The following is a 20,367-nucleotide window of genomic DNA, read 5'->3' as shown; positions in this document are numbered from 1 at the left end:
GGTATGAACGAGGTACTGGGGATCGTGGGCGCCGTGGTGATCACCACCGGCCTGTCGATCGGTACGGCCGCCGTCACCAAGGGCTGGCTGCTCCCGGTCCGGGGAAGCGCGAAGATACTCCGGCCCAGGGTCTGGGGATACGGCACGCTGCTGAACCAGGCCGGGACGGGCGCGTTCCTCTTCCTGGGCCCGCTCGACGCGTCGCGTCACCCCGGCTTCTTCCCGTTCGCGCTCACCGGCGCGGCCGTGGCCATGCTCGGCCTGTACGTGCAGCGCCGGGCCCGGTTCCCGGCGGGCGCCGGAGCTACGAGGGCCTCCTCCTGATCTTCGACCCCAGCCACACCAGCGGGTCGTACTTGCGGTCCACCGCCCGCTCCTTCAGCGGGATGAGCGCGTTGTCCGTGATCTTGATGCCCTCGGGACAGACCTCCGTGCAGCACTTGGTGATGTTGCAGTAGCCGAGACCGTGGTCGTCCTGAGCCGTCTTCTTGCGGTCCAGGCCGCTCTCCTCCGCCGCGTCCAGCGGATGCATGTCCAGCTCGGCGACCCGCATCAGGAAGCGGGGCCCGGCGAACGCCGGTTTGTTCTCCTCGTGATCACGGACCACATGGCAGGTGTCCTGGCACAGGAAGCACTCGATGCACTTGCGGAACTCCTGCGAACGGTCCACGTCCTCCTGCATCATCCGGTACTCGCCGGGACCCAGATCCGCCGGCGGCACGAACGCCGGGACCTCGCGCGCCTTCTCGTAGTTGAAGCCGACGTCCGTGACCAGGTCGCGGACGACCGGGAAGGCACGCAGGGGAGTGACGGTGATCGTCTCCTCCCGGGTGAAGACCGACATCCGGGTCATGCACAGCAGTCGCGGCCGGCCGTTGATCTCCGCCGAGCACGAACCGCACTTGCCCGCCTTGCAGTTCCAGCGGACGGCGAGGTCGGGGGCCTGGGTGGCCTGGAGGCGGTGGATGATGTCCAGGACCACTTCACCGTCGTTGACCTCGACCGCGAAGTCCTCCAGGCCGCCGCCCTTCACATCGCCGCGCCACACCTTGAAGCGGGCCTTGTAGCTGCTCACTCGTACAGCTCCTCTTCGGCGAGGTACTTGACCAGCTCCTCCTTGTCGAAGAGGGCGAGCAGGTCGGAACGGATGGGGTCGGTGGTCTCACGGGTGAGCTCGATCTGGCCGCGGACCGGGTCCGTGGCCGCCAGTCCGCCGGTGGGATCGGTGAGCCGGCACAGCAGGTTGATACGGCGCCACTTGCGGTCCATCGTCGGATGGTCCTCGCGGGTGTGGCCGCCGCGCGACTCCGTGCGCTCCAGCGCGGCCCGTGCCACGCACTCGCTGACCAGCAGCATGTTCCTGAGGTCCAGGGCGAGGTGCCAGCCGGGGTTGAACTGGCGGTGGCCCTCGACGCCGGCCCGCCGGGCCCGTACCCGCAACTCGGCGAGCTTCTCCAGGGCCTGCTTCATCTCGGGCTCGCGGCGGATGATGCCGACGAGGTCGTTCATGGCCTGCTGGAGTTCCTGGTGGAGGGTGTACGGGTTCTCCGGCGGACGTGCGTCCTGCGCGCCGGTCTCCGGGTACTCCGCCGAGTAGGGGCGCAGCGCCTCCGCGGCCGCCGCGTCGACCTGGAGCTCGTCCACCGCGGGGCGTTCGAACGCCTGGGCCGCCGCGTACTCGGCCGCGTGCCGGCCCGCCCTGCGGCCGAACACCAGCAGATCGGACAGGGAGTTGCCGCCGAGCCGGTTCGAGCCGTGCATGCCGCCCGCGACCTCGCCGGCCGCGTACAGCCCCGGCACCCCGCGTGCGGCGGCCGTGTCGGACTCGACCGCGATGCCGCCCATCACGTAGTGACAGGTGGGCCCGACCTCCATCGCCTCCGCGGTGATGTCGACGTCCGCCAGCTCCTTGAACTGGTGGTACATGGACGGCAGCCGGCGCTTGATGACCTCGGCGGGCATCCGCGTCGACACGTCCAGGAAGACCCCGCCGTGCGGGGAGCCGCGGCCCGCCTTCACCTCGGAGTTGATGGCCCTGGCGACCTCGTCGCGGGGGAGGAGTTCGGGGGGACGCCGGTTGTTGTCCGGGTCCTCGTACCAGCGGTCGCCCTCGGCCTCCGACTCGGCGTACTTCTCCTTGAAGACGTCCGGGACGTAGTCGAACATGAACCGCTTGCCCTCGGAGTTGCGCAGCACGCCGCCGTCACCGCGGACGGACTCCGTGACGAGGATGCCCTTCACCGACGGCGGCCAGACCATGCCCGTCGGGTGGAACTGCACGAACTCCATGTTCAGCAGGGGCGCTCCCGCCAGCAGCGCCAGCGCGTGGCCGTCGCCGGTGTACTCCCACGAGTTCGACGTCACCTTGAAGGACTTGCCGATGCCGCCCGTCGCGATGACCACGGACGGGGCCTGCAGGACGAAGAAACGGCCGGATTCCCGCTCGTAGGCGAAGACTCCGGAGACCCGGTTGCCGTCCTTGAGGACGCGGGTGACCGTGCACTCCTGGAAGACCTTCAGACGGGATTCGTAGTCGCCGGTCTCCTTCTTGTCCTGCTGCTGGAGCGAGACGATCTTCTGCTGGAGGGTCCGGATCAGTTCGAGCCCCGTGCGGTCGCCGACGTGGGCGAGGCGCGGGTACTCGTGGCCGCCGAAGTTGCGCTGGGATATCCGGCCGTCCTTGGTGCGGTCGAAGAGGGCACCCCAGGTCTCCAGCTCCCACACCCGGTCGGGGGCCTCCTGCGCGTGCAGTTCGGCCATCCGCCACTGGTTGAGGAACTTGCCGCCGCGCAGGGTGTCGCGGAAGTGGACCTGCCAGTTGTCGTGCTCGTTGGCGTTGGCCATCGCCGCCGCGATGCCGCCCTCGGCCATGACGGTGTGCGCCTTGCCGAAGAGGGACTTGCAGATGACGGCCGTACGGGCACCCCGCTCGCGTGCCTCGATGGCGGCGCGGAGGCCCGCGCCCCCCGCACCGACCACGACGACGTCCCACTCCTGGCGATCGACCACGGACATCAGAAGAACCTCGGATCATCGAAAGCGCCTGAGGCGACCAGGAACACGTAGAAGTCGGCGAGTGCCACGCTCACCAATGACGCCCAGGCCAGGGCCATGTGACGGGCATTCAGTTTTCCGATGAACTGCCAGGCCCGGTAGCGCACGGGGTGTTTGGAGAAGTGCTTGAGCTTGCCGCCGACGATGTGCCGGCAGGAGTGGCAGGAGAGGGTGTACGCCCAGATCAGCACGATGTTGACCAGGAACACCAGAGTGCCGAGGCCCATGTGGCCCCACGCGTAGTGCTCGTCGCGGAAGGCGAGCACGGTGTCGTAGGTGAGGATCCCGGCGACGGCGATCGCGGCGTAGAAGAAGTACCGGTGGAGGTTCTGGAGGATCAGCGGGAAGCGGGTCTCGCCGGAGTACTTCTTGTGCGGTTCGGCCACCGCGCAGGCCGGTGGGGACGCCCAGAAGCCGCGGTAGTAGGCCTTGCGGTAGTAGTAGCAGGTCAGGCGGAAGCCGAGCGGGAAGATCAGGATGATGACGGCGGGGGAGATGCCCCACCAGCCGCCGAAGATCTCCCAGTTGGGGCCGTTGCGCATCGGCTCGCATCGTTCGGCCAGGCAGGGCGAGTAGAACGGCGACACATACGGCGCCGTGTAGTAGTCCGTGTCGGCGAAGGCCCGCCACGTCGAGTAGACGATGAACGCGAGCAGCCCGGCCGTGGTGGCGGCGGGCGCCAGCCACCAGCGGTCGGTCCGCAGATGCGGGGCGTCGATCGCGGCGCGCGTACCCGTTCGTACACCGCCGCTGTTCAGATGGGGTTCCGTACCAGTGGCCAACGCATGACTCCGGTCGGGTTCAGGGGGCGTGGCGGTCGCGGGCGCCGAGTCCCTCGTCGTCCGAGTCCGTCCAGAGGGTGTTGTCGTACGGGGTGTCGGGGATGGAGACCAGATCGGGGCGCTTGGCTTTCGCTAGCGCCGGGTCGGCGTCCCTCAGCAGCGCGAGGCTCTCGCGGAGACGGTCGGCGTCCATGCGGACGCGGCGCATCTCGAGACCACCGCTGCCCAACTGCTGTTCCAGGCGTTTCACATACCGGAGCAGCTCGTCGAGGCAGCGCTGTGCCGATGTCAGTTCGTCGTGCAGGGCCATGACGTGACCTCACTTAGGGCGGCAACGTTCATGTGCGCCTGCGAGTGTTGCGCGTCACACCTGCCGGTGTGAAGGGACGTGCACGGATTGGCGGATCGTGAGCCTCCGTGCGCGCCCCCTGTACGCCCTGGATTGCGCCGCATGGGTGGGCTTCGGCGCCGCCTCGGCCGTGTCGCCGCCCTCTGCCGAACCCTTTCCTCTTCAGTGGCCGCATACATCTGATCAACTCCATATACCGCCAAACGTGATCCAAACCGGCGGTGCACCCCCGGAGGTATGTGGCATGTCCCACGACGGCGTCGGCCTGCGCGCGGTCATGCGCTCGGTCGCCTTCCTCACCGCGGGTGCGCTGGCCGTGCCCGCGCTCGCCGGCTGCAGTGCCAAGGATCCGGCCGGCAAGCCGCTCGCCGAGCCGGACGTCGCGCCCGTCGCCCGGGCGATGGTCGCCGACGGCGGCAGTCTCGGCTGGGCCGTGGACTCCGTGCCGGAGACCCTGAACACGTTCCAGGCGGACGCCGACGGCACCACCACCCGGGTCGCCCAGGCCGTCCTGCCCTCGATGTACCGGCTCGACGCCAACGGGCGTCCGCAGGTCAACCCCGACTACCTGGAGAAGGCCGAGGTCGTCGAGACCGAGCCCAAGCAGGTCGTGCTGTACAAGCTCAACCAGCAGGCGGTGTGGAGCGACGGCCGGGAGATCGGCGCCGCCGACTTCGCCGCGCAGTGGCGTGCCCTGTCCGGCAAGGACACCGCGTACTGGACGGCCCGCAACGCCGGCTACGACCGCATCGAGCGGATCGAGCGCGGGAAGAACGACCTGGAGGTCAAGGTCACCTTCGGGCGGCCGTACGCCGACTGGAAGTCGCTGTTCTCGCCGCTGTACCCGAAGGACGTCATGGGCACCCCGGACTCCTTCAACGACGGGGCGCGCAAGAAGCTCAAGGTCAGCGCGGGCCCGTACCGGGTCAAGAAGGTCGACCGCAAGGACGACGAGGTCACCCTCGACCGCAACCCGCGCTGGTGGGGCCACCCCGCCAAGCTGGACGAGATCGTGCTGCGGGCCGTGCCGCGCGAAGAGCGCGCCGCCGCACTGGCCGCCGGCAAGCTCGACCTGGCCGAGATCGACCCGGAGTCCGTCAAGCGGATCACCGGCGCCGCCGGTCCGAAGCGCGGCACGGGCAGCACCCCGCTGATGGGCCCCGGCAGCAACCTCGGCGCCGCCGACTCCCTGCGCTCCTGGGCCGTCGCCAACGGCTCCGACGAGGAGGCCGCCGACGACGAGATCAGCGCCCGCGAGCAGCAGCGGACGGCGGCCGCGGCATACGCCCGTCAGCAGCAGGCGCTGCGCGGCTTCGAGGTCCGCCGCTCCCTGGAGCCCGCCTACACCCAGCTCGCCCTCAACGGCGCCGACGGCCCCCTCGCCGACGAGCGGGTACGCCGTGCCGTGGCCCGCGCCCTGGACCGGGAGGCCCTCGCCTCGGTGGTCCTCACGCCGCTCGGTCTGCCCGCCGAACCGGTCGGCAGCCACCTCGCGCTCTCCGGCCAGGCCGCGTACGCCGACAACAGCGGCGCGCTCGGCGGCCAGGACACCGCGGAGGCGCAGGCCCTGCTCACGGACGCCGGATGGGTGCGGGGCGGTCCGCTCAAGGAGGAGACGAAGAAGGGGGAGAAGGCGGCCGGGGCCGAGGGCGAGAAGTCCCGGGACAAGTCGGAGGACGGCGACGACGACACGTACATCGTCGGCGAGGACGACAAGGCGCGCCGCGAGGCCGACCGGGAGAAGAAGAAGGACCCCAAGCACCTCGCACAGGACGGCAAGCAGTACACGAACAAGCTGAAGCAGGGCGGGGCGCCGGGTGCGTACGCCCCGCGGGGTACCGCAGCACCGGCGGGCACCGCGGCGGGCGCGCTGGCCAAGGACGGCAAGCCGCTCACGCTCCGCTTCGTACTGCCCTCGGGCCCGGGCTCGCAGACCCTGGGCACCGTGGCCGACCGGATCTCGGAGATGCTGCGGAAGGTCGGTATCCGCACCGAGATCTCCAAGGTCAAGGACGAGAGCTACTTCAAGGACCACATCGCGTCGGGCCAGTACGACCTCGCGCTGTACTCCTGGCCCGCCTCCGCCTTCCCCGCCACCGACGGCCGCCCGATCTACGCCAAGCCCGTCCCGGCCGCCGACGGCTCCCTGAACGTCGAGCAGAACTACACCCGGGTCGGCACCGACCAGGTGGACCAGCTCTTCGACCAGGCGATGACGACGCTGGACGAGCGCGAGAGCCGGGGCCTGATCCGCAAGGCCGACTCCCGCATCTGGGCGGCGGCGGGGTCCATCCCGCTGTACCAGCGGCCCCAGCTGACGGCCGCGAGGAAGAACGTGGTGAACGCGGGGGCCTTCGGCTTCCGGACCCCGGTCTACGAGGACATCGGCTTCCTGAAGAAGGGCGCGAGGCCGGTGGCGAGCCCCACAGCCGAGTAGGGGATCATTCCCTCCAGCACACGATCGGCCGCCACTCCGCGACGAGCGGGTGGCGGCCGTCGTACGGCCACAGAGAGGGATGACGGGGATGCGTACGTGGGTGGCGGGGGCGGCGCTGGTGGCCCTCGGGGCGGGGCTGACGGGCTGCAGTGGTGACACGGAGGACCGGGCCGGAGCCTGCGCGGACGGGACGTACGCGTGGTCGGGTGTCACCCGCACGGAGAAGCTGATCCGGCTGGCCGACCCCATCGTGATCAAGAAGAGGACGGCGTCCTACAAGGCCCGGCTCAAGTCCTACGACACCCTGCGGTACGAGCCCACGGTGAGCCCCGTGCCGGACGGGACGAACGCCGGGGCGGTGATCCTCGCGCTGGGCAGACACCTGAAGGTCGAGAAGCCGCTCGCCGACCCCTCCCAGGACGAGGACACGCGGTACGACACGTACTACGAGACGGAGACGGAACTCACAAAGGGCATGTACTACTCCTGGGACGCCCTCAAGATGGTCGACGCCGACTTCACGTACACCTGCGACGGCGGCGAGCCCGTCAAAGGGCACGTACGCACCTGGGACACCCTCGGCATCGGCTTCCTCTCCTGCGCCGACGACCCCCGCGAGGACACGGCCGCGCACGAGGCCGCGGTGCGGAGCTGCCCGGCCGGATCCCGGGCCGTCGAGGGGGCCTGAGTCCCCTGCGGAGGCCGCCCCCGTCAACGCCACGTACCATGGGGTGAGGCCGTGGCATGTACAGCCCGGCAGGGTCCGCGTAACACCAGACGTACGCGACGCCCCTTCCTAAGACTCCGGGAGTACGCCGCAATATGGCCACGCGCCACGACATCCGCAATGTCGCCATCGTCGCCCACGTCGACCACGGCAAGACGACTCTTGTCGACGCCATGCTGAAGCAGGCCGGCGCCTTCGCCGCGCACGCCGCCGAGTCGCTCGACGACCGCATGATGGACTCGAACGACCTGGAGCGTGAGAAGGGCATCACGATCCTGGCCAAGAACACGGCCGTGAAGTACCACCCCAAGGACGGGGGGGACGTCATCACCATCAACATCATCGACACCCCTGGCCACGCCGACTTCGGTGGCGAGGTCGAGCGCGGTCTGTCGATGGTGGACGCGGTGGTCCTGCTGGTCGACGCCTCCGAGGGGCCGCTGCCGCAGACCCGGTTCGTGCTGCGCAAGGCGCTCCAGGCCCGGCTGCCCGTCATCCTGTGCATCAACAAGACGGACCGCCCCGACTCGCGCATCGACGAGGTCGTGAACGAGGCGTACGACCTCTTCCTCGACCTCGACGCCGACGAGGACCAGATCGAGTTCCCGATCGTCTACGCGTGCGCGCGGGACGGCGTGGCCTCGCTGACCAAGCCCGAGGACGGCACGGTCCCGCAGGACAGCGACAGCCTGGAGCCGTTCTTCTCCACGATCCTGTCGCACGTCCCGGCCCCGGAGTTCGACACCGAGGCCCCGCTCCAGGCGCACGTCACCAACCTGGACGCCGACAACTTCCTCGGCCGTATCGCGCTGCTCCGCGTCGAGCAGGGCGAGCTGCGCAAGGGCCAGACCGTCACGTGGATCAAGCGCGACGGCACCATGTCCAACGTCCGCATCACCGAGCTGCTGATGACCGAGGCGCTCACCCGCAGGCCCGCCGAGATGGCGGGCCCCGGTGACATCTGTGCCGTCGCCGGTATCCCGGACATCATGATCGGCGAGACCCTCGCCGACCCCGAGAACCCGATCCCGCTGCCGCTCATCACGGTCGACGAGCCGGCCATCTCGATGACCATCGGTACGAACACCTCGCCGCTGGTCGGCCGCGGTGGCACCGGCAAGGGCGCGGAGAACAAGGCCGCGGTCAAGGACCGCAAGGTCACGGCCCGTCAGGTCAAGGACCGTCTGGACCGCGAGCTGGTCGGCAACGTCTCGCTGCGGGTGCTCGACACCGAGCGCCCGGACGCCTGGGAGGTCCAGGGCCGTGGAGAGCTCGCGCTGGCCATCCTGGTCGAGCAGATGCGCCGTGAGGGCTTCGAGCTGACGATCGGCAAGCCGCAGGTGGTCACCAAGCTGGTCGACGGCAAGGTCTACGAGCCGGTCGAGCGCATGACGATCGACGTGCCCGAGGAGCACATGGGCGCGGTCACGCAGCTCATGGGTGTCCGCAAGGGCCGGATGGACAACATGTCCAACCACGGCTCCGGCTGGGTGCGCATGGAGTTCGTCGTGCCCTCCCGTGGCCTCATCGGCTTCCGTACGGAGTTCCTGACCGGCACGCGCGGCACGGGCATCGCCCACTCCATCCACGAGGGCCACGAGCCGTGGTTCGGCACCCTGACGACCCGTAACAACGGCTCGCTGGTCGCCGACCGCGCCGGTGCCGTCACCGCCTTCGCGATGACGAACCTTCAGGAGCGCGGTGTGCTGTTCACCGACCCCGGCACCGAGGTGTACGAGGGCATGATCGTCGGCGAGAACTCGCGCTCCGACGACATGGACGTGAACATCACCAAGGAGAAGAAGCTCACGAACATGCGGTCGTCCTCGGCCGACTCGTTCGAGGCGATCGTCCCGCCGCGCAAGCTCTCCCTGGAGCAGTCGCTGGAGTTCTGCCGCGACGACGAGTGCGTGGAGGTCACCCCGGAGGCCGTTCGCATCCGCAAGGTGAACCTGGACGCCCGCGAGCGCGCCCGCGCCGCGAGCCGCGCCAAGCACGGCTGACAATCGGTCGCTTGAAGCCCGGGTGCCCCCATCTTGGGGGTGCCCGGGCTTTTTGCAACTCATTTTCAGTCGGTTCACGTCGGTCGATGTCCGTAATGCGGAGATCCTCGCCCGATACGCATGTAACACGTCCGTTTCGCGGCCTTATCCCGCCAGACGGTTTGTCCAAATTTCGGAAGATGTACGCGTCAGCTGTGACTGAATCGAGATTTAAAGACAGTGGTCGCCGGTTGGCTCATGGCAGATAGTTAGCCGCGTAGCGCTCGGGTCAATGGGTCTCGCGCCGTGGGGACGGCGCCGACTCTCGAGCACCAGGGGGTGTCTGATCTTCCGTCAGGGGTGTCGGAGGAAAGACATGAACCCCCTCCTGTTGGTGAACACGTGGAGTCATGAGGAGGAGTCCCATGCGCGGTGTCACAAGCACCAGGTGGGTCACAGCGTCCGCAGTAGCCGGCAACTGCGCCCCGGCGCACGGCGATCGGCTCTGAAGGGCCACGCCCTTACCACTACGCGCGTCCGGCTGCGGGTTCTCCCGTGGGCCGTACGTCGCCGCTGACGCTTCTTCATGATCCGAACCGCGATCGCGCAGCACTCGCGCCGGTCGCCGGTTCGGCACACCCACACCTGTGAAATGGGCGAACTGTGACAAGTCCTATCGACATCGAGGGCGGCGGTACGTCGGTCGTCGTCGACGGCGAGAAAGCGCCGAAGACGAAACCGGAGGAGGCCAAGCAGCTCGAGGGCCGCTCTCCTGGTCAGCTGATGTGGATCCGCTTCAAGCGCGACCGCACCGGAGTGATCTCGGCGTACGTCGTGATCTTCTTCTTCGTGGTCGGCCTCGCGGCCCCGCTGATCGCCAAGCTGTACGGCAAGGACCCGTACACGGTGTTCGCGGACGAGCGCCCCGAACTCTTCGACAGCGCCGGTGTCCCGATCCAGCCCAACGGCGGCATCAGCGGCGAGTTCTGGTTCGGCCTGGAGCCCGGCAACGGCTACGACGTCTTCACCAAGCTGATCTACGGCATCCGCAACTCCCTGATGATCTCGCTGGCGGTCACCGTCGCGACGGTGCTGACCGGCATCCTCCTCGGGGTCGCGGCCGGCTATCTCGGCGGCCGGACGGACTACTGGATCAGCCGGGTCATCGACTTCCTCCTCGCCTTCCCGTCCCAGCTGTTCTTCATCGCGAGCATGCCGGTCGTGGTCTCGCTGTTCGTGAGCCCGCGCGACGAGACCCCGGTGTACGTCCGGGTCGTCGCCCTGATCACGGTGCAGTGGTTCCTGGGCTGGATGAGTCTGGGGCGCATCCTGCGCGGCACCACACTCGCCCTGCGAGAACGGGAGTTCATCGAGGCCGCCAAGGTCAGCGGGGCCTCTCCGGTGCGCATCATCCGCAGGGAGATCCTGCCCAACGTGGTCACGCCGATCCTGGTGCAGTCGACGTACATGCTCCCCAACTTCGTGACCGCCGAGGCCGGTCTCTCCTTCCTCGGCGTCGGAATCGTCGAACCGACGCCGGACTGGGGACAGATGTTCTCCAAGGCGTCGACGGAACTCGTGATGCAGAACGACATCACCTACATGTTCTTCCCGGGCATCTCGATGATCATCTTCATCGTGGCGTTCAACCTGCTCGGGGACTCGGTCAGGGACGCCTTCGATCCCAAGACGGCGCGCTGACCGCGGAGTTGTGGGCAATCCTCGCCCGACACCGACCGGATGGCACCTCTGATGCCGGTCCGCACTTCAATTCGCACTGGTGACAGGCACACCGGTGACACAAGATGGGTGGAATCTGAGTGATGGGTAAGGGTGGACGCCGCGCGTACGCCGCGCTCTCACTGCTCGCGGCGGGGGCTCTCGTGCTCACCGGCTGCAGCGAGGGTGGCAGCAAAGGCAGTGACAACGACAAGCAGGACAAGGAGAACGCCGAGCGGCAGCAGTCCGGCATCACCTTCGGCGACGCCAAGGCCTCGACCGGCCCGGCCGCCGAGATCAGCGGCGCCAAGCCGGGTGGCACGATCACGGTGCTGCAGCGCGACAGCTTCGCGCACCTCGACCCCGGACAGATCTACGTCTCGGACGAGATGGCCCTGTCGCAGCTGATACACCGCGGCCTGACCAGCTACAAGGCGACCAGCAACGACGGCGAGAAGCACGAGGTCGTCGGCGACCTGGCCACCGACAGCGGTACCACCACCGACGGCGGCAAGACCTGGAAGTTCGAGCTCAAGGACGGGATCAAGTGGGCCGACGGCTCCCCGATCACCGCCAAGGACGTGCGCCGGACCTTCGAGCGGCTCTTCGCACCGTTCGTCTCCAACGGCCCGACGTTCATCCAGCAGTGGATGGCCAACACCCCGGGCGCGGAGTACCGCAAGCTTCTCCCGGACGGTCCGTACAAGGGCAAGCACCTGCCGGACAGCGTCCTTGAGACGCCCGACGACAAAACGATCGTCTTCAAGTTCGAGACGGCCAAGCCCGACCTGCCGTACGCGCTCGCCATGGCGGGCTACTCCATCGTGTCGGAGGCCAAGGACACCAAGGAGAAGTACGACAAGTCCCCGATGACCTCGGGCCCGTACAAGATCTCCGAGTTCAAGTCCGGCAAGTCGATGACGCTGGTCAAGAACACCAACTGGGACCCGAAGACCGACGCGGTCCGCCACCAGTACGTCGACACGTTCAACTTCGAGTTCAACAAGCAGTTCGAGGACTCGACCAAGGCCATCCTCGACGACTCGGGCGCCAACGCGACCGCGATCAGCTTCACCAACCAGGTCGACGCGGGCAACCTGACCAAGGTCCTGAACGACGCGGCGCTGAAGTCCCGCCAGGTCTCGGGCTACCAGCCGTACGTGGGTCAGATGAACATCAACCTGTCCCAGCCGGAGATGAAGTCGAAGGAGGTCCGCGAGGCCATCGCCTACGCCCTGCCGATCACGCCGTTCGTGCGTGCCTTCGGCGGCACTGACGCGATGGAGGTCGCCGGCGGTCTCATCAGCCCGACCGTGACCGGCTACGACCCGAAGTTCGACCCCTTCGGCAAGAAGGCCAAGCCCGCGGGCGACCCGGCCAAGGCCAAGCAGCTCCTTGAGAAGGCCGGCAAGGTCGGTCTGAAGCTGACCTTCGGCTACATCAACACCCCTGAGGGCCAGCAGTACTCCACCGCCATGGCGGCGGGCCTGGAGAAGGCCGGCTTCGACGTCCAGCGCCAGGAGATCCCGGCCGAGACGTACTACGACCAGGTCAGCAAGGTCAAGAACAACTACGACATCTACCACACCGCGTGGGGTGCCGACTGGCCGAGCGCGTCCACCGTGATCCCGCCGCTGTATGACGGCCGCCAGATCCAGGACGGCGCGTCCAACTACTCGCACATCAACGACCCGAAGGTGAACGCCGACATCGACGCGGCCGCAGCCCTCACCGACCCGGTCAAGGCGGCCGCGGCCTGGAACAAGATCAACGAGTACATCGTGAAGGACGTCGTCTCCAACATCCCGACGGCGTACTACAAGCAGACCCAGATCGCCGGGTCCAAGATCGGCGGCCTTGTGTACGACGACGTCATCGGCGGCGTCGACCCGCGCAGGCTGTACGTGAAGTAACCCGTCCAAGCGGCGCCGGTCGCGCCCCCTCCCGTGACGGGACGCGACCGGCGACGCCAGGCCTGAAGCCCGAAAGCTGCCACTGAGATGCTGCGCTTCCTCCTCCGCCGGATCCTCGGCTCACTCGTGATCCTGGTCCTGCTGACCGTGGTCGCCTTCCTGCTCTTCTTCGGCATGCCCCGCGACCCGGCGCTGCTGATGTGCGGCAAGACGTGCACGCCCGACGCCCTGGCGACCATTCACCAGACGCTCGGACTCGACAAGTCGATCCCGGAGCAGTTCTGGATCTTCCTGTCGGGACTCGTGGCCGGTCGCGACAACTTCCCGCAAGGGCCCTGCCCCGCCCCGTGCTTCGGGTACTCGTACCACACCCACGAGGCAGTCTGGACAACCCTGTTGGACCGGCTGCCGCTCACACTCTCCCTCGCGTTCGGCGCCACGATCGTGTTCCTGTTCGTCGGCCTCGGCACCGGCCTGCTCGCCGCCTGGAAGCGCGGCACCCTCATCGACAAGACGTTCACCGCGGGCTCCATGGCGCTCAGCTCGATGCAGATCTACTTCCTGGGCCCGCTCGCGCTCGCCATCCTCGTGTACCAGACGCACGCCTTCGATGAGCCCAAGTACACCCCCCTCACCGACAATCCGGCCGCCTGGTTCACCGGACTGATGATCCCCTGGGTCGTCCTGTCGACCATCTTCGCCGCGCAGTACACCCGTATGGCGCGCTCCGCGATGATCGAGCAGCTCCAGGAGGAACACGTCCGCACGGCCAAGGCCAAAGGCATGAGCGGCCGCTACGTCTTCTTCCGGTACGCCTGGCGCGGTTCCCTCATCCCCATCATCACCATCCTCGGCATCGACCTCAGCTCGCTGCTCGGCGGCGCGATCATCACCGAGTACACCTTCGGACTGCCCGGACTCGGCCGGCTCGCGGTGGACTCGGTGCAGTTCAGCGATCTGCCGCTGCTGCTCGGGGTGATGCTGTTCGCGGCCGCCGTGATCCTGCTGTGCAACATCGTCGTCGACGCCTGCTACGCCATCATCGACCCGCGCGTGCGGCTGTCCTAGGAGTTCTGTCGTGACCACTCTGACCAAGGAGGCCGGGGCGCCCGTCCCGTCCGACGCGGGCGCCTTCCTCTCGGTGCGGGACCTGCACGTCAGCTTCAGGACCGAGGACGGCATCGTCCGGGCCGTCGACGGGCTCTCCTTCGACCTGGAGCGCGGCAGGACGCTGGGCATCGTCGGTGAGTCGGGCTCCGGCAAGTCCGTGACCAACCTGACCATCCTGGGCCTGCACAACCCGAAGTTCACCACCGTCGAGGGCGAGATCCTGCTGGAGGGGCAGGAGTTGACCACCGCCCGCGAGTCCGAGCTGGAGAAGCTGCGCGGCAACAAGGTCGCCATGATCTTCCAGGACCCGCTGACGGCGCTGTCGCCGTACTACACGGTGGGCCGGCAGATCGCCGAGCCCTTCATGAAGCACACCGGTGCCTCCAAGAAGGTGGCCTGGGCGCGTGCCGTGGAGATGCTCGGCAAGGTCGGCATCCCCAACCCCAAGGAGCGGGCGAAGGACTACCCGCACCAGTTCTCCGGCGGTATGCGGCAGCGCGCGATGATCGCGATGGCGCTGGTGTGCGACCCGGACCTGCTGATCGCCGACGAGCCGACGACCGCGCTGGACGTGACGGTCCAGGCGCAGATCCTGGACCTTCTGAAGGACCTCCAGCAGGAGTTCGGTTCGGCGATCGTCTTCATCACGCACGACCTCGGTGTCATCGCCGACATGGCCGACGACATCATGGTGATGTACGCGGGCGGTGCCATCGAGCGCGGCACGACGAACGAGGTGCTGCGTTCGCCGCAACACCCCTACACCTGGGGCCTGTTGAACTCGATGCCGCGCATCGACTCCGACCTCGACGCCCCGCTCGCACCCATCCCGGGCGCCCCGCCCTCACTGCTCAACCCGCCCTCGGGCTGCCGCTTCCACCCACGCTGCACCTTCCAGGACCGGGTCGGCGGCACCCGCTGCGTCGACGAACGTCCCCTGCTGGCCCCGGACCGCGCCTCCGCCTGTCATCTCACGGCGGATCAGAAGCGGACCATCTTCATCGAAGAGATCAAGCCCAGCCTGGGCTAGGAGGACCCGTCATGAAAGAGGACCTCGTCCTCCCCGCCCCGCGAGGGGCCACCACCGGCTCGGCCGGAGATCCGTTGCTGGTCGTGGAGGGGCTCACCAAGCACTTCCCGGTCAAGGGCGGCTTCCCGATCCGCCGCACGGTCGGTGCCGTGCAGGCCGTCGACGGCATCGACCTGACCGTGAACGTCGGCGAGAGCTTCGGCCTGGTCGGCGAGTCGGGCTGCGGCAAGTCGACCACGGGCCGGCTGATCACCCGGCTCATGGAGCCGACGGCCGGCACGATCTCGTACCGGGGCAAGGACATCACGCACGCGTCCCGCAGGGAGCTGGCGCCGATCCGCTCCGAGATCCAGATGATCTTCCAGGATCCGTACTCCTCGCTGAACCCGAGGCAGACGGTCGGCAAGATCATCTCCGGCCCCATGGAGATCAATGAGATCGAGCCGGAGGGCGGCCGCGAGAAGCGCGTCCGTGAGCTCCTGGAGATCGTCGGTCTCAACCCCGAGCACTACAACCGCTTCCCGCACGAATTCTCCGGCGGACAGCGCCAGCGCATCGGTGTGGCACGGGCGTTGGCCCTGGAGCCGAAGCTGATCGTCGCCGACGAGCCGGTGTCGGCGCTGGACGTCTCCATCCAGGCGCAGGTGGTGAACCTGCTGAAGCAGGTCCAGCAGGAGCTGGGCATCGCGTTCCTGTTCATCGCCCACGACCTCGCCGTCGTACGGCACTTCTCGCATCGCGTCGCGGTCATGTACCTCGGCAAGATCATCGAGGTCGGCGACCGCAACTCCATCTACACCCGGCCTCGCCACCCCTACACCCACGCGCTGCTGTCCGCGGTGCCCGAGGTGAACCTGTCGGACGAGGGGGCGCCCGACCGTGAGCGGATCCGCCTTGCCGGTGATGTGCCGTCGCCGATCTCGCCGCCGTCCGGGTGCCGGTTCCGTACGCGGTGCTGGAAGGCGCAGGACAAGTGCGCGGCCGAGGAGCCGCCGCTGGTCCAGATCTCCGGTAACCGGGAGGGGCATCTGACGGCGTGCCACTTTCCGGAGGATCCGACGATCGAGGGGCGCGAGGAGGACATCGTGCTGGATCCCGCGTTGGCTGCGCTGGAGGAGGAGCTGGGCGACTGAGGGGGTGGTGGGGGCTGTTGTGTGTCGGCTGGGGGTGCGTGGTGGCTGGTCGCGCAGTTCCCCGCGCCCCTGATCAGGTGGCGCTTCGCGCCACCGTGATCAGCTCTTGGCTTGCCTGCGTTACCGGGCCCCTTGCCCAGTCGCCGTACTGTTCCTCCACAACCAGCCCGGCCTCGGCCAGGAAGCTCTCCAGGGCGGGCTGGTCGAGGAAGCGCAGTGTGCTGGTGGTGACCTGGGGGCGGTCCCAGCGGACGCCCTCGAAGGTGGAGGTGAACGTCACGCGGTCCCCGACCACGGGACGTATCACCTCGTGCCACATCCACGCGACGGTGCCGTCCGCGTCGGCGGCCTCGTGCACCCGGTCCGGTGTCCAGGACTCCCAGGCGCGGGCGGCCGGGTTCCGGGTCTCGAAGACGAAGCGTCCGTCGTCCGCGAGGGCGGTCCGGACGGCACGCAGGCCGGCGCGCAGTTCCTCGTCGCCGACGAGGGTCTGGAAGGCGTGGCCGGTCATCGTGACGAGGTCGAACTCCCCGTACCAGGCACGTGAGCGCAGATCTCCGAGCACCCACTCCACGCCGGGCTCCCGGCGCCGTGCCTGGACCAGCATCGCGGCGGCGGGGTCGAGCCCGGTGAGCTGCCCCGGGTGTCCGGTCCGGCGGGCCGCGGCGAGCAGGCGTCCGGTGCCGCAGCCGACGTCCAGCACGGTGGGTGCGGACATCACGCGACCGAGGTAGAAGTCGTCGCCCGGACCCCACGGGTTGAGGGAGTCGTACAGCGCGGCGAGCGAGAGATCCGCGAACGAGCGATCGACCATCGCGGCAGTCTGTCACAGGTGCCGGAGCCATATGACGGGATCCCCGTATGACGAAGGCCCGTACCTGGGGAGGTACGGGCCTTCGTTCCCCTGGAGCGGACGTTCATGGGCTCGGGTCAATGGGCCGAGAAAGTCCGTTCCGCTAAGGGCGGCGGCTGACGGAAAAGGGGTGTTGTCAGACCGCTGCCTCGGGGTCCTTGGAGAGACGAGGGGCCGGAACGGTTCCCTCCGTCTCGGGGTAGTGACACGCGGTCAGGTGGCCGGGCTTGTTGCCCTCGACCTGGACCAGCGGGGGTGCCTCGGTCGCGCACTTCTCCGTCGCCTTCCAGCAGCGGGTCCGGAAGCGGCAGCCCGAGGGCGGGTTCAGAGGAGACGGTACATCGCCGGTGAGACGGATGCGCTCGCGGGTCGGTGTATCGTCCACCGTTGCCTCCGGCACGGCGGACAGCAGAGCCCGCGTGTAGGGGTGGCGGGGGTTGCCGTACAGGTCGTCGCGGTTCGCGATCTCGACGATCTTGCCGAGGTACATGACCGCCACGCGCTGCGAGAAGTGGCGTACGACCGCGAGGTCGTGGGCGATGAAGACGAACGCGATGCCCAGCTCCTGCTGCACCTTCTGCAGCAGGTTCACGACCTGGGCCTGGATCGAGACGTCGAGGGCCGACACCGGTTCGTCGGCGACGATCAGCTTCGGTTCCAGGGCCAACGCCCGTGCCACACCGATGCGCTGGCGCTGTCCGCCGGAGAATTCGTGCGGGAAGCGGTTGTAGTGCTCGGGGTTGAGACCGACGATCTCCAGGAGCTCACGGACCCGCTTCTCGCGGCCGCCCTCCGGGATGATGTCGTTGATCTCCATGGGGCCGGAGATGATCTTGCCGACCGTCTGGCGCGGGTTCAGCGACGCGTAGGGGTCCTGGAAGATCATCTGGATCTCGGAGCGGATCGGCGCCAGCTCCCTGCGGGACGCGTGCGTGATGTCCTTGCCCCGGTACGCGATCGTGCCGGCCGTCGGCTCCATGAGCCGCGTGATCAGCCGGCCCGTGGTCGACTTGCCACAGCCCGACTCGCCGACCAGGCCGAGGGCCTCGCCCTCGGCCACCTGGAAGTCCAGGCCGTCGACGGCCTGCACAGCACCGACCGTGCGGCGGATCGGAAAGCCGCCCTTGACCGGGAAGTGCTTGGTCAGACCCGCGACGTCCAGGAGGGGGGTGGTGTTGCTCATGGTGGTGAATCCCGTCTTGTACGTCAGTGGGTCCGGGCCGCGACGTGCTCGGTGAAGAGCTCGTGCTTCTGGTCCGCCGTCAGGTGGCACGCCGAGCCCCGCCCGTCGAGGACCTTCAGACCCGGCCGCTCACTGGAGCAGAGCCCGCCGGCGACCTTCTCCGCGAAGGCGCACCGGGGGTGGAAGCGGCAGCCCGACGGCGGGTTGAGCAGCGAGGGCGGCGAGCCCGGGATCGGGGAGAGCGGCACGTCGACCGGCCCGGTCAGGCTCGGCATCGAACCCAGCAGCCCCAGCGTGTAGGGGTGGTCGGGGGTGCGCAGCACCTCCTCCTTGGTGCCCCGCTCCACACAGCGCCCGCCGTACATCACCAGCACGTCGTCCGCGATGTCGGCGATGACACCGAGGTCGTGCGTGATGAAGATGATGGCCGTGCCGAACTCCTGCTGGAGATCCTTGAGGAGGTCCATGATCTGGGCCTGGACCGTCACGTCGAGAGCCGTGGTCGGTTCGTCGGCGATCAGCAGCTCCGGGTCGCAGACCAGGGCCATCGCGATCATCGCGCGCTGGCGCATACCGCCGGAGAACTGGTGCGGGTAGTCGTCCACCCGCATGTCCGGCTGCGGGATGCCGACCCGGCGCAGCATCTCGATCGACCGCGCCCGGGCCTCCTTGCGGGAGGCGCCGGTGTGCTTGCGGTACGTCTCGCCGATCTGCGCGCCGATGGTGTGGTACGGCGACAGGGAGGCGAGCGCGTCCTGGAAGATCATGGACATCTTGTTGCCGCGCAGCTTCTCCAGCTCGCGCTCGGAGGCGGTGATCAGCTCCTTGCCGTCGAGCAGGATCTCGCCGTCGAGCCTGGTGTTGCGCGGGTCGTGCAGGCCCAGGACCGCCATGTTGGTGACGGACTTGCCGGAGCCCGACTCACCGACGATGCCGAGGGTCTGGCCCTTCTCCACGTCGAAGGAGAGCCCGTCGACGGCTTTGACGACACCGTCCTCGGTGGAGAAGTGGACTTTGAGGTCGCGGACGGAGAGGAAGGGGGTGCTCATGGTCTCTCCTTAAGCGAGGCGCACGCGCGGGTCGATGAGGGCGTACAGGGCATCGACGACGATGTTGAAGACGACGATCGCGCCGGCGGCGACCAGGACGACGCCGAGCAGCATCGGCAGGTCGTTGGTGCTGACCGCCTTGACCGAGAGCATGCCGAGGCCCTGGAGGCTGAACGTCGACTCGGTGATGATCGCACCGCCGAGCAGCACACCGAGGTCGAGGCCGAAGATGGTGACGATCGGCCCCATCGCACCGCGCCAGGCGAAGCGGAAGAAGACCGTGCGGCGGGACATGCCCTTGGCGCGGGCCGTGCGGACGTAGTCCTCGCTGAGCGACTCCACCATCTGGGAGCGCGTCATACGGGTGTAGTTGGCCGTCCAGATCAGGGACAGCACGATCCAGGGCACCAGCAGACCCTTGGCCCAGGCCGCCGGGTCGTCGGTGAAGGGCGTGTAGCTGGCCCGGTCCAGCACCTGCCACTGGTCGACCAGCAGATAGGTGGCGAGGACGCCGACGACGTAGATCTGCATCGAGGACGCGACCAGCGAGGCGGAGCTCGCGATCTTGTCCAGGGCCTTGCCCTGCTTCACGGCGGCCAGCATGCCCGCGCCGATGCCGAAGGTCAGGTAGATGACCGAGCTGCCCAGCGACAGCGACAGGGTGGTCGGGAAGCGGTCCATGATGGTGCCGAGGACCGGCTCGCGGTTCTGGAACGAGTAGCCGAGGCAGGGCGCGTTGCAGTTGCCGAACGACGTGTAGTCGCGGCCCACGAAGATGCCCTTGAGCCAGTCCCAGTACTGCACAGGCAGTGGATCGGCGATCCCCAGGTTCTTCCGCACCAGCTCCAGAGTCTCAGGGGTGCAGGCCTTGCCGCAGGCGATGCGGGCGGGGTCGCGCGGGGCGGCGTAGAACAGGACGAACACGATCGCGCTGATGATCAGCAGGATCACCGCGGCGCCGAGAATTCGTCGGACAAGGAAGCGGAGCATGGCAGTTGGGATTTCCTGACGGATGCCGAAGGGGGGAAGGAGGCGGGGCGGCCGAG

General features: G+C 68.2%; 17 protein-coding genes. 9 read left to right on the top strand and 8 right to left on the bottom strand.

Annotation, left to right across the window (positions count from 1 at the left end):
• Window positions 1-3: 3 nt before the first annotated feature.
• Window positions 4-324: a hypothetical protein gene (locus QF037_RS17495; protein ID WP_307026309.1), complete on the top strand. Its 321-nt coding sequence runs from the start codon at window positions 4-6 to the stop codon at window positions 322-324.
• Here QF037_RS17495 and QF037_RS17490 read toward each other — a convergent pair.
• From QF037_RS17490 to QF037_RS17475, 4 genes are read right to left on the bottom strand one after another with little or no spacing between them, the layout of a single operon-like run.
• Complete coding sequence (locus tag QF037_RS17490; RefSeq protein ID WP_307026307.1) at window positions 305-1,075, bottom strand: succinate dehydrogenase/fumarate reductase iron-sulfur subunit; 771 nt, start codon at window positions 1,073-1,075, stop codon at window positions 305-307. The genes QF037_RS17495 and QF037_RS17490 overlap by 20 nt on opposite strands.
• Window positions 1,072-3,015, bottom strand: coding sequence for a fumarate reductase/succinate dehydrogenase flavoprotein subunit (locus QF037_RS17485; protein WP_307026305.1), 1,944 nt, complete (start codon window positions 3,013-3,015; stop codon window positions 1,072-1,074). Before QF037_RS17485 ends, QF037_RS17490 begins: the two co-directional genes overlap by 4 nt.
• On the bottom strand, window positions 3,015-3,836 hold the full coding sequence (locus QF037_RS17480; RefSeq protein WP_307026303.1) for a hypothetical protein: 822 nt from the start codon (window positions 3,834-3,836) through the stop codon (window positions 3,015-3,017). The genes QF037_RS17485 and QF037_RS17480 overlap by 1 nt, the downstream gene beginning before the upstream one ends.
• A gap of 19 nt (window positions 3,837-3,855) precedes the next feature.
• Entirely contained in the window at window positions 3,856-4,146 is a 291-nt protein-coding gene (locus QF037_RS17475; RefSeq protein ID WP_307026301.1) for a hypothetical protein, read from the bottom strand.
• A gap of 283 nt (window positions 4,147-4,429) precedes the next feature.
• Here QF037_RS17475 and QF037_RS17470 point away from each other — a divergent pair, with 283 nt between their 5' ends.
• The 8 genes from QF037_RS17470 to QF037_RS17435 all read left to right on the top strand — a co-directional run bounded on the left by QF037_RS17470 (window position 4,430) and on the right by QF037_RS17435 (window position 16,236).
• Window positions 4,430-6,622 (top strand): ABC transporter family substrate-binding protein, encoded by a 2,193-nt coding sequence (locus QF037_RS17470; RefSeq protein ID WP_307026299.1) that lies wholly within the window; start codon window positions 4,430-4,432, stop codon window positions 6,620-6,622.
• 88 nt (window positions 6,623-6,710) lie between these two features.
• The gene (locus tag QF037_RS17465) at window positions 6,711-7,310 is read left to right on the top strand and encodes a hypothetical protein (protein ID WP_307026297.1); all 600 of its coding nucleotides are present in this window, start codon (window positions 6,711-6,713) and stop codon (window positions 7,308-7,310) included.
• 134 nt (window positions 7,311-7,444) lie between these two features.
• Window positions 7,445-9,352, top strand: a complete 1,908-nt coding sequence (gene typA / locus QF037_RS17460) for a translational GTPase TypA (protein WP_307026296.1) — start codon at window positions 7,445-7,447, stop codon at window positions 9,350-9,352.
• A gap of 642 nt (window positions 9,353-9,994) precedes the next feature.
• Complete coding sequence (locus QF037_RS17455) at window positions 9,995-11,032, top strand: ABC transporter permease (protein WP_307026294.1); 1,038 nt, start codon at window positions 9,995-9,997, stop codon at window positions 11,030-11,032.
• Between the two features lie 122 nt (window positions 11,033-11,154).
• Window positions 11,155-12,963 (top strand): ABC transporter substrate-binding protein, encoded by a 1,809-nt coding sequence (locus QF037_RS17450; RefSeq protein WP_307026292.1) that lies wholly within the window; start codon window positions 11,155-11,157, stop codon window positions 12,961-12,963.
• An 87-nt stretch (window positions 12,964-13,050) separates the two neighbouring features.
• A complete protein-coding gene (locus QF037_RS17445; RefSeq protein ID WP_307026290.1) occupies window positions 13,051-14,031 on the top strand; it encodes an ABC transporter permease in 981 nt (326 codons plus the stop codon).
• 10 nt (window positions 14,032-14,041) lie between these two features.
• Window positions 14,042-15,103 carry an ABC transporter ATP-binding protein gene (locus QF037_RS17440; RefSeq protein ID WP_307026288.1) on the top strand — a complete coding sequence of 354 codons (1,062 nt, stop codon included), beginning with the start codon at window positions 14,042-14,044 and terminating at the stop codon, window positions 15,101-15,103.
• Between the two features lie 11 nt (window positions 15,104-15,114).
• Complete coding sequence (locus QF037_RS17435; RefSeq protein WP_307026285.1) at window positions 15,115-16,236, top strand: ABC transporter ATP-binding protein; 1,122 nt, start codon at window positions 15,115-15,117, stop codon at window positions 16,234-16,236.
• Between the two features lie 73 nt (window positions 16,237-16,309).
• Here QF037_RS17435 and QF037_RS17430 read toward each other — a convergent pair whose 3' ends face one another.
• From QF037_RS17430 to QF037_RS17415, 4 genes are all read right to left on the bottom strand, one after another.
• On the bottom strand, window positions 16,310-17,050 hold the full coding sequence (locus tag QF037_RS17430) for a class I SAM-dependent methyltransferase (protein WP_307026283.1): 741 nt from the start codon (window positions 17,048-17,050) through the stop codon (window positions 16,310-16,312).
• Window positions 17,051-17,225: 175 nt separating this feature from the next.
• Window positions 17,226-18,272 carry an ABC transporter ATP-binding protein gene (locus tag QF037_RS17425; RefSeq protein WP_307026281.1) on the bottom strand — a complete coding sequence of 349 codons (1,047 nt, stop codon included), beginning with the start codon at window positions 18,270-18,272 and terminating at the stop codon, window positions 17,226-17,228.
• A gap of 23 nt (window positions 18,273-18,295) precedes the next feature.
• Window positions 18,296-19,321: an ABC transporter ATP-binding protein gene (locus QF037_RS17420; protein ID WP_307026279.1), complete on the bottom strand. Its 1,026-nt coding sequence runs from the start codon at window positions 19,319-19,321 to the stop codon at window positions 18,296-18,298.
• A 9-nt stretch (window positions 19,322-19,330) separates the two neighbouring features.
• The gene (locus QF037_RS17415; protein ID WP_307026277.1) at window positions 19,331-20,311 is read right to left on the bottom strand and encodes an ABC transporter permease; all 981 of its coding nucleotides are present in this window, start codon (window positions 20,309-20,311) and stop codon (window positions 19,331-19,333) included.
• Window positions 20,312-20,367 lie beyond the last annotated feature (56 nt).

This window comes from Streptomyces canus (genome assembly GCF_030815415.1).
GTDB classification, from domain to species: Bacteria; Actinomycetota; Actinomycetes; order Streptomycetales; family Streptomycetaceae; genus Streptomyces; species Streptomyces canus_F.
This window is presented reverse-complemented; position numbering and strand designations above follow the sequence as displayed.